Raw genomic sequence first — 13,637 nt, 5'->3', positions numbered from 1 at the left:
CTTAGCCCACGGTGTCTTGATCGAAAAAGCCGTCGTCAGGCTCAGGTTCAGGCTCGGGGCCGTAGGCCCGAACCAGATCGGCCAGCGGGTCGCCTTGAAGCCGGGTCCGGGCCTCTTTCACCGTATTCAGAATCCGCTCGAGGGCGTTTTCAAAGCTCCCCAACTTGGTGTCGCAATAGTCCTCGGTCTCGAGACGCAACCGGCGAGCGGTGGCTTCGGCTTCTTCCACCATGCGCCGAGCCCGCTGCTCGGCCGCCTTGACCACCTCCGTGCGCTGCACCATGGTCTCGGCCTGTGATCGAGCGGCCACCAGTATCTCATCGCCCTCCCGATGCACTCTCTTCAAGAAATCCTCTCGCTCCTTCAACAGCCAGCGGGCTGCCCGCATCTCCTCGGGCAGCCGGTTCAGGCAGTTCTGAAGCAGCTCCAAAACCTCATCCTTGTTGATCATGGAGGATGCCGACAGCGGCATAGGACGGGCCGCGTCAACCAGCTCAATTGCCCGCCGCAGCAGCAGATCGAATTCGGGATCTACAAACGTCCCGGTGGCTGAGTGGTGGGCTGCGGTGGTGTTGGGATCGGGGTCAGTCATCTCGATACCTCTCGATAAGTCGTTTGGCCACCGGTGGGGGGACCATGGAGTCAATCTGCTGCCCGAAGCGGGCCAGCTCGCGGATCAGCTTGGAGGCCAAGAACGAGTGCTTGCTGGCTGAGGGGATGAACAGGGTGTGCACCCCGGAAATAGCTTGGTTCATCTGGGCCATCTGAAGCTCGTTCTCGAAGTCGGAAACCGCTCGGAGGCCCTTCACGATGAAATCGACCCCTTCATCTTGGGCCAAGTCCACTACAAGCTTGGCGAACATGGTGATCTGCACATTGGGCAGGTGGGCGAAGGACTCCTCCAACATCGCCTTTCGCTCTTCCAACTCGAACAAAGGGGCCTTCTGGGGATTGCGCACCGCCGCCACGATCACCTCTTCGAACAGGCGCGCCGCGGTCTCCACGATCTCCATGTGTCCGTTGTGTATGGGGTCGAACGATCCGGGGAACAGGACACGCGTCACTGATGAGTCTCCTGGGGCTTGTCGATGCTATTGCCGGCTGGCAATCACCACAACGGTACCCGCGTAGCGTTGCTGTTTGATGACATCCCAGCCAAGACCAGGAACCACCGCCTGATCAGACTCGGCCACCACAGTGTCCGCAGGGAGTCGAAGCAACAGCTCTGGCCATGCGGTGAACCGATAGGGCGGATCGCACAAGGCCACGTCGTAGTCGCCATCCAGCCGGGGCAGCTCCTCCATGACAGCACCGGGCACTACCCGGCAGCGGTCGTTGAACCCAGTGAGGTCGATGTTGGCCCTCAATGCGGCCAGTGCCGACGGGGCAGACTCCACAAAGGTGGCCGAGGCCGCGCCTCGCGACACGGCTTCTAGCCCCAACGCTCCCGTCCCGGCGAACAGGTCCAGCACCTCGGCCCCTTCCAAGCAGCCCAGGCTGTGCAGTGAGTTGAACACCGCCTCCCGGACCCTCCCGGTAGATGGGCGCACGTCCATGCCCTCAGGAGTGCTCAACCGACGGCCCCGGGCCTCCCCGGCGATGATCCGCAGCGCCATGGCCGTTCAGCCCAGCGGTGGATGGGGCTCACGGGACATAGGCGTTATGAGCACCCCATCGCCCAAGGTGAACTCACCGAGCGGCTCGAATCCATGACGACGGTAGAAACCCACGTTGGCCGGGTTGCTGGACTCCAGATAGGCCAACTCGCCGATGCGATCGCAGCGATTCAGCATCGGGGCCAGCACCCTGCCGCCCAGGCCCTTGCTCTGCTGGTTGGGCGAAGTGCCCAACACGGCCAGATACCAGTGAGGCTCGGACAGCCGGGCTTGTTGCATCTGTCCCAGAGCCTCCATGCGAGACGGGGCCAATTCCCCCAAGAGCTCGCTCATCATGGCGACGAACACCATTTGGCCTTCTGACCCCCCCCGATCAGCCTCTTCGGGTCCCTTCGATATGTCTTTCTTGCTCTGAGGTGGCTGCCAGTAGGCGACGCAGCCATCGATCCGGGTGCCGTGTAGCTCGGAGCCAGGGGGCTGGTGGTCAAGGAAGAACGCCCACCAGCGCCGCAGCGACTTCACCCGGACGGCATCATCGGGGAACACCCATTTCATCAGCGGGTCCTGCTCGAATGCGTCGGCCCAGATGCTCGCGATCTGCTCTTTGCGCTCCAAGCCCATTCTTACGATCTCCAACACGAATACTCCCAGCTGTCAGCTCTTCATCAGGTAGTCGGCATCATCATCCCCCAGCAACAGCTCCACCTCAGCACGCAATTCCGAATGCTGTTGCAGGTCGGGGTCGTCATCCAGCATCTCCCCGGCGGCCCGTCGGGCCCCCACCACCCAGTCCTTGTCCCGCCGAAGAGAGGCCAGTTGCAAGTCGTTCCGTCCCTTTTGGCGCTCACCCAAGATGGTGCCCTCCCCCCTCAACTCCAAATCGGCCTCGGCCAACTCAAACCCGTCGGTGGTCTCCACTAAGGCCCGAAGCCGCTCAGCGGCAATCCCCACCGCATCAGCGGCCAACAGGCAGCACGTGGACTCCTGATCGCCCCGGCCCACTCGTCCACGGAGCTGGTGAAGCTGCGCAATCCCGAACCGATCAGCGTCCACGATCACCATGACGGTGGCATTGGGCACGTCCACCCCCACTTCGATCACAGTGGTGGCCACCAGCACGTCGATGGCCCCGCTCCGAAACAGGGCCATCACCGACTCCTTCTCAGCCGGCGTGAGCTGACCGTGGAGCAGCCCGATCTTCAGCCCTGCCAGCTCATGGCTTTGCAGGCGCTCGTACGTCTCGGTGACCGACCGGGCCTCGATGGTGTCAGATTCCTCGATCAGCGGACACACCACATAGGCCTGGCGGCCATGGCCCACTTCGACCCTGACCTGTTCCCAAACCTCGGCTTCCTCAGCCGCGGTTCGAGCCCACCGGGTGGCGATCGGTGTTCGCCCAGGTGGCATTTCATCCAGAGTGGACACATCCAGGTCGCCGTACACCGTCATGGCTGCGGTGCGGGGTATGGGGGTGGCCGTCATGACCAGCACGTCGGGGGATGCGGCCTGAGACCCCTTGGCCCGCAGTGCGGCCCGCTGCTCGACCCCAAAGCGGTGCTGTTCGTCTACGACCACCATCCCGAGAGAGTCGAAGTCCACCCCCTCCTGGATGAGGGCATGGGTGCCGATCACGATGTCCGTCTCTCCCAAAGCGAGCGATTCCTGGAGCCGAGCCCTTTCGGCGCCGGGGGTTTGATTGGTGAGCAGCGCGACCCGCAGGGGCCGCTCAGTCAACAGCGAATCGAAGGCGGGCACGGCCAGATCATCCAGTAGGGAGCGAACTCCCAGGTAGTGTTGGGTGGCCAGCACCTCGGTGGGAGCCATCAGCGCTCCCTGATGGCCTCCCTGCACCGCCGTGAGCATTGCGGCCACCGCTACAACGGTTTTGCCCGTCCCCACATCGCCCTGCAAGAGGCGGTGCATGGGTACCGGGCGGGCCATGTCGGCCACCACCTCGCCGATCACCCGGTGCTGGGCCCCGGTCAGGGGAAATCCCAGCGAGCTGGTGAACCGCTCGACAAGCTTCCCGCTGGTGTCGTGGCAGACTCCGAACGCGGCCCGTTCCACGGCCCGCTTGCGCATGATCAGCTTGAGTTGGAGCCGAAGCAGCTCATCGAACACCAGCCGATCCCGGGCGGTGTACTGGGCGTCCATGGACTCCGGTCGATGGATGCCGTCGATGGCCTCGTGGCGTCCAATCAAGTTGTGGTGCCGCCGCAGGTACTCGGGAACCGGGTCGCTGATACCCCGCTGCGCTGAACGCCTCAGCGCCTCGTCCACCCACCGCCTGATCTCCCGGGTCTGTAGTCCGGCCTTGCCCGATTGGGGGTACACCGGCACGATGCGCCCTGTCTCGTCGCCCACCAAGTCCACGATGGGGTTGGTCATTTGATGCTGGCCCCGATAACGGTCCAGCTTCCCGAACACCACCACCTCCTGGCCCGGGGACAATTGGCGATCCCGCCACGGCTGGTTGAAGAAGACCAACCGCAACCGACCGGTCTGGTCGCTGACCGCCACATTGACCATGGAACGGCTTCCCGGCAGCTTCTTCGAGAACACGCTGTCCACTCGAGCCATCACCATGGCCTCAACACCGTCTTCAAGGTCGCTGATCGCCGCTTGGTTAGTCCGGTCGATGTAGCGGCGGGGGTAGTAGGTCAGCAGGTCCAGCACCGATTCCACTTCAACTGAGGCCAGGGCCCTGGCCTTGGCCCGCCCCACTCCGCTCAGTACCTCCACATTCATGGCCTCGAAGTCGGGCATCGTGAGCGGAGGCCGAGGGTCGACCTCGAGGTCAGGATCGACCGAGGTTGGGTGGGTCACTCCACTCCGAAATAGAACGGATAGAGAGGTTGGCTGCCGTCGTGAACCTCTGTCTCGACCGCGGGATGATGCTCGGCCAGCCAGGCGACCACCTCCTCAACTTGAGCGGCGGTGGTGTCGGCGCCGGAGATCACCGTCACCAGTTCGTGGCTGTCGTCGATGAGCTCGGCCAAAAGCGCGGTGGCCGCCCCGGCTGCGCTTTGGTCCACCACCCGCAACCCCTGGCGATCCAGTCCCAGCCACTGACCGGCGACAATGGATCCCAACTCGCTCTCGGTGTCCCGCACCGCTTGGGTAACCTCGCCAGTCACCACGCCTTCAGCGGCCTCAGCCATTGCCGACTGGTTCTGATCGGCGCTGGCCGACGGATCGTAGGCCATCAACGCGGCCAGCCCTTCGGCGATCCCCCTCGTGGGGACCACCCGCACAGCGGCGTCGGTGCAGTCGTCCACCCTTTCGGCCACCGGCACAATGTTCTTGTTGTTGGGCAAAAGCACGATCTCGTCGGCGTCAAGCTGCTCTACCGCCTGCACGAAATGCTCGGTGGAGGGGTTCATGGTCTGGCCCCCGGCGATAATGGCCCGAACCCCCAGCGATTCGAAGAGGCGGCGCACGCCTGCACCCACCGAAACCGCCACCACCGCAGTTTGAACCGGCTCCCCAGCCACAGTGGTGACCGCACCGCCGACCTCGGAGGCCATCAGCGATTCGACGTGTTCAACCTGCTCGAACAAGTCGGTCACCCGTATGTCGAATGGGCGACCGACACCGATGCCCGCCTCGATGCTGCCACCGATGTCATTGCTGTGGATGTGGCAGTTCCACAAGCCGTCGCTGCCCACCACCACGATTGAATCACCCAGGGCCTCCCAAGCAGAGCGGAAATCGCCGATCCGGTGGTCTTCGGCCTCCAAGAAGAACATCACCTCATAACGGGTGCCGTCGACATCGTCATCGGTGCCATGGGGGTTTTCGGCTCCGGCCACAGCCGCGCCCACCCCCGCCGACGGGTCCACCGGCGGCGGGTCGGGGAGCGGCCGACCGTCCATCGCAGTGGCCATCGCATCGAGAAACAGCAAGAACCCCGCTCCCCCGGCATCCACTACATTGGCCCGGGCCAACTGGGGCAGCAACTCCGGCGTTCGGTCCAGCGAGACCCGCCCCGCCCGCTGGCATCCCTCCACCAGCTGGATGAGGCCGTCGACGCCCTGGTCGACCGCCTCACCGGCAGCGGTCGCCACGTCCCGCACCACGGTCAAGATGGTTCCCTCCACCGGAGTGGACACCGCCTCATCGGCCGCGAACGAGGCTTGCTTCAGCGCACCGGCCAAGATCGGCGGATCTATATGGCCGGCGGTGGCCACCGTCTCGGCCAAGCCCCGCAAGATCTGCGACAGGATCACCCCGGAGTTGCCCCGGGCGCCCATCAGCGAACCATGGCTGATGGCGTGGCAAACCTCGCTCATCTGATCCCCTGCGGCAGACACCTCGGTGACCACCGTTTCCAGCGTGAGCGCCATATTGGTGCCGGTATCGCCGTCGGGCACCGGATACACATTGAGCTGATTGATGACGTCTCGGTGCGTAGCCAAGGCGTCGCGGAACCACTCCATCGCGGCCCGCAATCCCTCAGCCCCAAAACGGTCTGCTGTCATGCCCCGCGATGCTACTTAGTAGTCGCTGCCCCACTCGCGAACCACGGCCCGATGAACACTGCCCGACTCGCGAACCGCCATGACCAGCCGTTACCCTGCACTAACCCCGATCACTGGCAGAAAGAGTCCCCGTGCAGGGTGTGATCAAGGCTTATGACCCATCAACTGGCATCGGCGTGGTCGTGCGCGACACCGACTTGGCCGAATTCGATTTGGCTCCAGACGCGCTCGAGGGGTCGGTGTTCCGGATGCTGCGCCAAGGCCAGCGAGTGCTGTTCGACTTGGAAGGGAATGAAGCCACCCGTCTGCGAATAGGCTCGGAAGTGGACATGGGTACACCGTCGTTCCTCACTCCGTCCGGCAATCCGGAGCAAGCGTGACAACTCCAGTCGCCGACCAACTCCGCATCCGCTTCGGCTTGGACTCGGTAGATGTCCGGTCGGGACTGACCCAAGACGAACTGTTCGATGCGGCCATCGCCGGAGACCGGGGCCGCACCCGCATCGACGGCGGTGAGCACGACCAGAAGGCGTTCGCCACCGCCCTAGGTTCAGATGGTCCGCTGATCTTCTATTCCGATCCCACCTGCACTGGCCGTCCGGTGCAGGACACGTTCGCGGTGGCCTGGCCCGAAGTAGTGGACGATGTCTGGTGGAAGTCGGACTTCAACAAGCTGGACGCCGACTACTTTCCGGGATTGCTCGAGCGGGTGGTAGCCCACCTGAATGAGCGACAGGCCACGCTGTACACCGCCGATGTGTTTTGCGGCTGGGACCCGGAGTTCGCCATCCCCTATCGGCTGGTCAGCGAGTACGCCACCCACGCCTACTTCGCCAACATCATGTTCCCCAAGGGGGTGCGCGACAACGGCGACCGCGGGCCCAACGGTTGGACCATGATCAACGTCCCCAGCTTCCGGTGCGATCCCGACCGCGACGGCACCCGCACCGACCGGGCGGTCATCATGGACCTGCACAACCGGCTGGGGTTGGTGCTGGGGCGAGCCGACTACTGCGGTGTGGTCAAGAAGACCATGTTCACGGTGATGAATTTCGTGCTGCCCGACGCCAAGCAGCTCACCATGCACTGCTCGGCCAACGTGGACGACAGCGGGAACAGCGCCATCTTGTTCGGCCTGTCCGGCACTGGAAAGACCACCCTGTCGGCCGATCCCGACCGCAGCCTGATCGGCGACGACGAGCACGTGTGGACAGAATCGGGGGTTTCCAATTTCGAGGACGGCTGCTACGCCAAGCTCATCGAACTCGACAAAGACGCCGAGCCGATCATCGCCGACGCCATGTCAATGAGCGGGACCCTCATCGAGAACGTCCCCGCCTTGCCCGGCCGCGATCTAGCCAACACCGATCCCCAAGAACTCGACCTCACCGACGACTCCATCACCGAGAACACCCGCTTCGCCTATCCGCTGGATTGCAACCCCCATGTGGCCCCCGGTGCCAAGGGACCGCACCCCCGCACCATCGTGCTCTTGACCGCCGATGCCTTCGGCGTGCTGCCCCCGGTGTCGATTCTCGAGCGTGACGAGGTTATGTACCACTTCGTGATGGGGTTCACCTCCAAGCTGGCCGGCACCGAGGTGGGAGTGGTCGAGCCGCAGGCCACATTCAGCTCCTGCTTCGGAGCACCGTTCATGTCGCACAAGCCGTCGGTATACGCCGAACTCCTCGCCCACCGGATGGACGCCCACCAGGCACGGTGCATCCTCTTGAACACCGGCTGGTCGGGAGGTCCTCACGGGGTGGGCGAGCGCATGTCCATCGCCCACACTCGGGCGCTGCTCAATGCCGCTCTCAACGGCGATCTTGACGCGGTGGAAACGGTCAGTATCCCCATACTGGGGCTGCGCATCCCGATTTCCTGTCCTGGCGTCCCTGATGAGGTTCTGAACCCCCGCAACACCTGGAGCGACCCCGATGCCTACGACGAGGCCGCGATCCGTTTGCGCAACCTTTTCCGCCAGAACTACGAGGATCAGGACTACGCCTCGTTGGGCATAAAGGCGATGCTCTAGGGCAAGCCCCTGCTTCTATAACCCTGCGGATGGGACGATTGCCAGTCCCAGGCGTCTCGGCACATCTCAGCCAGTGTCCGAGTGGCTGACCAACCCAGTTCCCGATGGGCCTTGCCAGGGTCGGCCCATAGCTCGGGGACGTCTCCGGGGCGGCGGCCGAGTTCTTCATATGGCAGCGGGTGGCCGCTGGCATCCCGCATGGCGGCGACCACCTCCAGTACCGACGTGCCTTGACCGGTGCCCAAGTTGTAGGCCTGCACCTGTCCGGGAGCGGAATCCAGGTGCTCCAGGGCAGCCAAATGGCCGTCGGCCAAGTCCATCACGTGGATGTAGTCGCGCCGCGCGGTGCCATCCGGAGTGGGGTAGTCGGTCCCGTACAACGGAAGTCGGGGGCGGCGGCCCACCGCCACTTGGAGCAGGTAGGGCATGAGATTCCCGGGCACCCCTTCGGGATCCTCCCCGATCAATCCGCTGGGATGCGCCCCAACCGGGTTGAAGTAGCGAAGCAGAGCCGCCGACCACCGGGAATCGGCACTTACCACATCGGCGATCATCTGCTCGACCATCAGTTTGGTCGAGCCATAGGGGTTGCCCGGGCGGGTCGACGCGGTCTCTGGCACCGGTAGGACGTCGGGGTCCCCGTAGACTGTGGCCGACGAGGAGAACACGATCTTGCCCACGCCGCAGCGCTCCATCACCGACAACAGCACGGCAGCGGACTCCAGGTTGTGGCGGTAGTACCGGAGCGGATCGGCCACTGAGTCGGGCACCGATTTGAGCCCGGCAAAGTGCAGCACCCCGTCGGGCCGCACCTCGGTGATCACCTTCTCCATAGCGGATTCATCCCGGCAATCGACCACGTCGAGCCGGGGGCGGCGGCCGGCTATCTCGGCCACCGCGTCGACCGCCGCCGCCGAGGAGTTGGCCAAGCTGTCCAGCACCGCCACCTCGTAACCGGCCTCCAGCAAGGCGACACAGGTGTGGCTACCGATGTAGCCCGCTCCCCCGGTCACCAACACCGACTCCATGTGCGGCACGTTAGCGGTGTGCCGCCATGGAATCGGCGCACATTGCCGCTAGCCCGGACCTCGCAGGATGCGGGTTTTGCCGTACATCGAGCCGAACAACAGCCGGCCGTCGTCGTCCACGGTCACCCCCGCGCCGATGGTGTTGAACTTGGAGCCTCCCAGCACGTAGTGGAATCGGTACTCGCCGGTCGCCCAGTCGGCGGCCTCGATCGTCCAGCGCTTGTCGCGAACCCCGCAGGTGTAGACCAGGCCGCTCTCCTCGGCCACAAAGGGAACCGAGTTGGGCGACGAGATGTCGAGGTTGACCCATGCCTGCTTCAGTTCCCGGGCCAACGGATCCCACTCGTACTTGTGGAGTCCGTGGGGCTGGTATTCGGGTTTGTGGCCGAGCATGAAGCACAGCATCCGGGCGGCTTGCTTGGGATAGCCGTCGGGGATTGAGGCCGGCTCATTGTTGACTGTCATGGCGCCGTAGCCCGACACCGTGATCGACTGCTCGGTTTTGATCTCGGCCAGATCGGAATTTCCCATGTTGGCCGGCCCGATGCCAGCGATGCGGCGATCGGGCGCGTCGGGCAGTTGCTCCCAATCGTCGGGAATCTCGTCCCGCCACAACAAGGTGATGTTCACCACCTCGTCGCCGTCGCCGATCACCACGAACTTGTCCTCATCGGGGCCGAATCCCATGAGCGACGGCGTGGTCCCAGAGCCGTGGCCGCCGCCGTTTCGGTAGGGCACACTCCAACATCCGCGGGCGGGGTCGTCGGAGAGCTCAGAACCCGTCCAGCGCAGCTTGTGGTGGTGGTCATTGGACGACACATAGATGCCGTTGTCACTGTCCAAGCAAATGCTGGTGCGGACCCAGCCATAGCCCGTGTTGCCCCGTTCGGCTGCTCGCTGGGCACAATACTCGGCAGCGTTCTCGGCCCCTCCGGCGATTTGGAGCGCGTGGTAGGCGCTGAAATCGCGCTCGAGCACTACGACCCAGCCATGATCGGTGGACATCACCAGCTTCCCGTCGAAGGTCATGTTCATCCCCACGAAGAAGCCCTCTATCTGGTCGGGCTTGTTCCACCGGTCCCGCTCCACGATGGGCGACGACGGGTCGGACGGATCGGTCTCCACGTAGGCCACCGCGTGGTCCTTTCGGCCGAGGAACAAGGTGTGGTCGCAATCCAACAGCGCATAAACCCCGTCAATGCCGGACATGAACTTCATCGACAGCTCGATGGCATGCTCGATGGCCTCCCAGCCCTCTTTCTTGTCGAGGCCGAGGAGGTTGTCCTCCAGTTCGGGAGTGGGAGTGCGGCCCTCGCCGCCGACGATCTCGTGGTCGGCCAGAACTTCAAGCGTCTCGTAGTCGAGCTTGGCGATGTTCTGGCGTCCGTTGGTCCACAAGACCCGCCGGCCGTCCGGGTACGGACCCGACGTCAGGTGGCCGAAGTGGCATGGGCCGAGCCACGCGTACTGGAGGTCGGACTCCTCATCGAGCACCTCGGTAGGGCCCTCGGGCCCCCGCCAGGGCACGTTATCCTGCTGGTCGCACCGACCATGCGCGATGGCGTAGGAGGAATGGGCAAGGAACGGGTTCTCAGGAGCGAGGCTCATAGACCGACATATTCGCCCACCGACCCTGCAAAATCCTCAGCAGACCCAATAGCTCTGTAACCATTCCGGCATCTGAAGCAGTCAAACCACCGATTGAACAGATCTCGAATAGATCCCCCTCCAGCCCGGCCCCCTGATTATCAGGGGGCCGGGCCGCGTTCGGATCTCGCTAGACCATGCGAGTGCATCTTTGAGTACGATGCGGGAAAACCGACCGGAGGTGCAGTCACGTGGGTGTCAGCTCATATGTTTTGATCCAAACCGAAATGGACAAGGCCCGTCAGGTGGCCGAGTCCATCCGCGAGATCGATGGCGTGGTGATCTCTGAGATCATGACCGGTCCCTACGATGTGATCGCCAAGGCCGAGGCCGAGTCCATGGACCAACTGGGCCGACTGGTTGTGAGCCAGATTCAGATGGTGGACGGCATCACCCGGACTCTCACCTGCCCTGTCGTAAACCTCTAACCATGTCCCGGGCCTCGGTCAACTGAGGATCATGGCCCGGATAGCCAGTCCGGCCAGAAAGAAGCTGCCGCCGGCATAGAGCAGTTCGCGTCGATGAGCGAGCTGAATTCGATAGGCGTAAACCATGGCCACTGCGGCAATGGCCGCGAAGCCGTAGAGGCGGTGCAAGTCTCCGGGATCGGCACCGGAGCGGTTCTCGAGCACCACGCCGACAATCACTTGGGCGAACACGGTGCCCTGGGCCAAGGTGATGAACACCCACAGCGGCCAGCCTCGCAGACTCGGGCGGAAGTGGGCGCCCAGCGCCCATCCTCCGGCCGCGGCGTTGGCCAGCATCACCACCCAGGAGAACCAGTCGTGAAAGTCGGCCAGTGTCGTGGCGGCGAGAACCGAGGCAGCGCTCACCTGAACAAGTCGGTGGCGAAGTCGCCCGTGCGGGTCAGCCCCGGGGCCACAAACCACTCGGTGCCGAACGCGTCGGCGAACTGCTTGTCGGTCATAGAGCCGAAGAAGGAGTCGGCGGTGATTTGGCTGGCATGGGCCAGCATGGCAGACCTCTTGCGCTTCAAGTAGGCGCTCACATCAACTGCGTGGGTTATTTCGGCCTCCTCGGTGCCGAAGTCTTCCTCGCTGAACCGCTCGGCCCGCTCAGCGTCGATCTCCTCGATCGCCTCGGCAAAGGCCTCCACCTCGGCCATCTGCCGCAGGATTTGAGTGCGGTTCATGGTGACGTAGAACACTCTCTCAACCCCGGCCTTGTGGGCCGCATCCACCCCTACCCGGTGGACCTGGATGTGGTCGGGGTGGCCGTAACCGCCGTGGTCGTCGTACACGGTGAGCACATCGGCGGATTCCTCCACCAGGATGCGAGCCACTCGCTCCACTGCTTCGTCGAAATCTGCCTGCCAGAAGCAGGCCGGGTTGTCGTTGGCCTCTTCGCCGGCCATACCGGAGTCCTCATAGCCCAAGAACTCCACCCGGTGGGCACCGATGATCTTGGCCGCGTCATGGGTCTCTGCTTCACGCCGCCCGCCCAGCGTCTCGCCCGGGCTCAGCGCATCGGGCTCCGTCTCGCCTTGCTCCCCCTTGGTAGCTACCACCAACACCACCCGGTGGCCCTCGTCAGCCGCCTTCATCATGGTGCCCGAGGTGGCAATGGCTTCGTCATCGGGATGGGCGTGAAAATTCACCATGGTGGCCATCTACTTGACGGCCCCCGATTCTTGTAGGGCGGCTACTGCGGCGGCATCAAAGCCCCAGTCGGCCAGCACCTCAGCAGTGTGCTGTCCAGGGTTGGGGGCGGGACGGGCGACCCTTGCCGGAGTGCGGCTGAAGCGGGGCGCGGGGCCGGGCTGAACAGCTCCCCCCACCTCGACGAACGTGCCCCGAGCCGCGTTGTGAGGATGTTGGGGAGCCTCAGCCAGGCTGAGCACCGGGGCGAAGCAGACGTCGGAGCCGTCGAGGATTTCACACCACTGGTCCCGGGTCTTGGCCTTCACCGCCGCAGCCAACCGGGACCGCATCTCCGGCCAGGTGGAGCGGTCGTTCTGGTCGATCCCGTCGGCGTTGATGCCTGTCTTTTCAACCATCTCTGCGAAGAACTGCGGCTCCAGGGAGCCCAGCGAGATGTACTCTCCATCGGCACACTCGTAGACGTCGTAGAACCATGCACCGGTGTCCAGCAGATTGGTGCCCCGCGGCCCCCACGCCCCCATGCCGTGCAGGCCATACACCATGGTGATGAGCAGCGCCGATCCCTCCACCATTGAGGCGTCAACTACCTGGCCCTGGCCCGAGACGCGGGCCTCGAGCATTCCGGCCAGCATGCCGAGAGCCAGCAGCATCCCTCCCCCGCCGAAATCACCGGCCAGGTTCACCGGGGGCACTGGGGCCTCGCCCTCGCGGCCGATGGCCCCCAGCACGCCTGAAAGAGCTATGTAGTTGATGTCGTGGCCGGCCATCGACGCATACGGGCCGTCTTGGCCCCATCCGGTCATGCGCCCGTACACCAGCTTGGGATTGCGGGTCAGACAGTTGTCGGGCCCTATGCCCAAGCGCTCGGCGACACCGGGGCGGAATCCCTCGATCAGCCCGTCGGCACCCTCCATCAGCTTCAGCACGGCCTTGACACCTTCAGGGTTCTTGAGGTCGATGCCCACGCTTCGGCGCCCCCGATTGAGCAGGTCGGGATGGGGGGTGTTGGGAATCTCATCGCGGACCCGGTCGACCCGATCGATCCGCACCACATCGGCCCCCAAATCGGCCAGCATCATTGCCGCGAACGGCCCCGGCCCGATTCCGGCGATCTCCACCACGCGAATGCCATTGAGCGGTCCCATGCTGCCTCCTGAGCTCTCCACCGCTGGGACAGTACCCGCGTTTTATTCGAGCCGGTCAGCCCA

At 64.2% G+C, this 13,637-nt stretch carries 14 protein-coding genes; 3 read left to right on the top strand and 11 right to left on the bottom strand.

The window, feature by feature from the left end; all coding sequences use genetic code 11:
- Position 1 precedes the first annotated feature (1 nt).
- The 6 genes from ACOOGG_RS14375 to ACOOGG_RS14350 are packed head-to-tail and all read right to left on the bottom strand — an operon-like array spanning position 2 to position 6,097.
- On the bottom strand, positions 2–592 hold the full coding sequence (locus ACOOGG_RS14375; protein ID WP_420436230.1) for a hypothetical protein: 591 nt from the start codon (positions 590–592) through the stop codon (positions 2–4).
- On the bottom strand, positions 585–1,064 hold the full coding sequence (coaD, locus tag ACOOGG_RS14370) for a pantetheine-phosphate adenylyltransferase (RefSeq protein WP_420436228.1): 480 nt from the start codon (positions 1,062–1,064) through the stop codon (positions 585–587). The genes ACOOGG_RS14375 and coaD overlap by 8 nt, the downstream gene beginning before the upstream one ends.
- Positions 1,065–1,091: 27 nt before the next feature.
- Positions 1,092–1,616 (bottom strand): RsmD family RNA methyltransferase, encoded by a 525-nt coding sequence (locus tag ACOOGG_RS14365; protein ID WP_420436226.1) that lies wholly within the window; start codon positions 1,614–1,616, stop codon positions 1,092–1,094.
- A gap of 6 nt (positions 1,617–1,622) precedes the next feature.
- Positions 1,623–2,255 carry a GNAT family N-acetyltransferase gene (locus ACOOGG_RS14360; RefSeq protein WP_420436224.1) on the bottom strand — a complete coding sequence of 211 codons (633 nt, stop codon included), beginning with the start codon at positions 2,253–2,255 and terminating at the stop codon, positions 1,623–1,625.
- A 15-nt stretch (positions 2,256–2,270) separates the two neighbouring features.
- Entirely contained in the window at positions 2,271–4,442 is a 2,172-nt protein-coding gene (recG, locus tag ACOOGG_RS14355; RefSeq protein WP_420436222.1) for an ATP-dependent DNA helicase RecG, read from the bottom strand.
- Positions 4,439–6,097, bottom strand: a complete 1,659-nt coding sequence (locus ACOOGG_RS14350; protein ID WP_420436220.1) for a DAK2 domain-containing protein — start codon at positions 6,095–6,097, stop codon at positions 4,439–4,441. The genes recG and ACOOGG_RS14350 overlap by 4 nt, the downstream gene beginning before the upstream one ends.
- A 131-nt stretch (positions 6,098–6,228) precedes the next feature.
- Between ACOOGG_RS14350 and ACOOGG_RS14345 the strand changes: the two genes are divergently transcribed.
- Together ACOOGG_RS14345 and ACOOGG_RS14340 are read left to right on the top strand one after the other, a co-directional pair.
- The gene (locus ACOOGG_RS14345) at positions 6,229–6,477 is read left to right on the top strand and encodes a hypothetical protein (protein WP_420436218.1); all 249 of its coding nucleotides are present in this window, start codon (positions 6,229–6,231) and stop codon (positions 6,475–6,477) included.
- Positions 6,474–8,132, top strand: a complete 1,659-nt coding sequence (locus ACOOGG_RS14340; protein WP_420436216.1) for a phosphoenolpyruvate carboxykinase (ATP) — start codon at positions 6,474–6,476, stop codon at positions 8,130–8,132. Before ACOOGG_RS14345 ends, ACOOGG_RS14340 begins: the two co-directional genes overlap by 4 nt.
- Here ACOOGG_RS14340 and galE read toward each other — a convergent pair.
- Together galE and ACOOGG_RS14330 are read right to left on the bottom strand one after the other, a co-directional pair.
- Positions 8,129–9,160 carry a UDP-glucose 4-epimerase GalE gene (gene galE, locus ACOOGG_RS14335; RefSeq protein ID WP_420436214.1) on the bottom strand — a complete coding sequence of 344 codons (1,032 nt, stop codon included), beginning with the start codon at positions 9,158–9,160 and terminating at the stop codon, positions 8,129–8,131. The two genes, ACOOGG_RS14340 and galE, sit on opposite strands and share 4 nt — an antisense overlap.
- 48 nt (positions 9,161–9,208) lie before the next feature.
- On the bottom strand, positions 9,209–10,768 hold the full coding sequence (locus tag ACOOGG_RS14330; protein WP_420436212.1) for a hypothetical protein: 1,560 nt from the start codon (positions 10,766–10,768) through the stop codon (positions 9,209–9,211).
- A gap of 230 nt (positions 10,769–10,998) precedes the next feature.
- Between ACOOGG_RS14330 and ACOOGG_RS14325 the strand changes: the two genes are divergently transcribed.
- The gene (locus tag ACOOGG_RS14325) at positions 10,999–11,235 is read left to right on the top strand and encodes an Lrp/AsnC family transcriptional regulator (protein ID WP_420436210.1); all 237 of its coding nucleotides are present in this window, start codon (positions 10,999–11,001) and stop codon (positions 11,233–11,235) included.
- A gap of 18 nt (positions 11,236–11,253) precedes the next feature.
- Here the strand turns inward: ACOOGG_RS14325 and ACOOGG_RS14320 are convergent, their stop codons facing one another.
- From ACOOGG_RS14320 to ACOOGG_RS14310, 3 genes are read right to left on the bottom strand one after another with little or no spacing between them, the layout of a single operon-like run.
- Complete coding sequence (locus tag ACOOGG_RS14320; RefSeq protein ID WP_420436208.1) at positions 11,254–11,640, bottom strand: hypothetical protein; 387 nt, start codon at positions 11,638–11,640, stop codon at positions 11,254–11,256.
- A complete protein-coding gene (locus ACOOGG_RS14315; protein ID WP_420436206.1) occupies positions 11,637–12,437 on the bottom strand; it encodes a PIG-L family deacetylase in 801 nt (266 codons plus the stop codon). The genes ACOOGG_RS14320 and ACOOGG_RS14315 overlap by 4 nt, the downstream gene beginning before the upstream one ends.
- The gene (locus tag ACOOGG_RS14310; protein ID WP_420436204.1) at positions 12,438–13,574 is read right to left on the bottom strand and encodes a CaiB/BaiF CoA transferase family protein; all 1,137 of its coding nucleotides are present in this window, start codon (positions 13,572–13,574) and stop codon (positions 12,438–12,440) included. It abuts the gene before it with no gap.
- Between the last annotated feature and the right edge of the window lie 63 nt (positions 13,575–13,637).

Origin of the sequence: Candidatus Poriferisocius sp. (assembly GCF_965214065.1) — a bacterium.
Taxonomy (GTDB): Bacteria; Actinomycetota; Acidimicrobiia; order Acidimicrobiales; family Bin134; genus Poriferisocius.
Note: the sequence above shows the minus strand (reverse complement) of the source record. Positions and strands in the feature narration are given on the sequence as shown.

What these genes read in the sequence shown, in the direction of transcription:
- ACOOGG_RS14310 (WP_420436204.1), bottom strand. Translation starts at nt 13,574, where the DNA reads ATGGGACCGCTCAATGGCATTCGCGTGGTGGAGATCGCCGGAATCGGG.
- ACOOGG_RS14350 (WP_420436220.1), bottom strand. Translation starts at nt 6,097, where the DNA reads ATGACAGCAGACCGTTTTGGGGCTGAGGGATTGCGGGCCGCGATGGAG.
- ACOOGG_RS14315 (WP_420436206.1), bottom strand. Translation starts at nt 12,437, where the DNA reads ATGGCCACCATGGTGAATTTTCACGCCCATCCCGATGACGAAGCCATT.
- ACOOGG_RS14365 (WP_420436226.1), bottom strand. Translation starts at nt 1,616, where the DNA reads ATGGCGCTGCGGATCATCGCCGGGGAGGCCCGGGGCCGTCGGTTGAGC.
- ACOOGG_RS14330 (WP_420436212.1), bottom strand. Translation starts at nt 10,768, where the DNA reads ATGAGCCTCGCTCCTGAGAACCCGTTCCTTGCCCATTCCTCCTACGCC.
- ACOOGG_RS14375 (WP_420436230.1), bottom strand. Translation starts at nt 592, where the DNA reads ATGACTGACCCCGATCCCAACACCACCGCAGCCCACCACTCAGCCACC.
- galE (WP_420436214.1), bottom strand. Translation starts at nt 9,160, where the DNA reads ATGGAGTCGGTGTTGGTGACCGGGGGAGCGGGCTACATCGGTAGCCAC.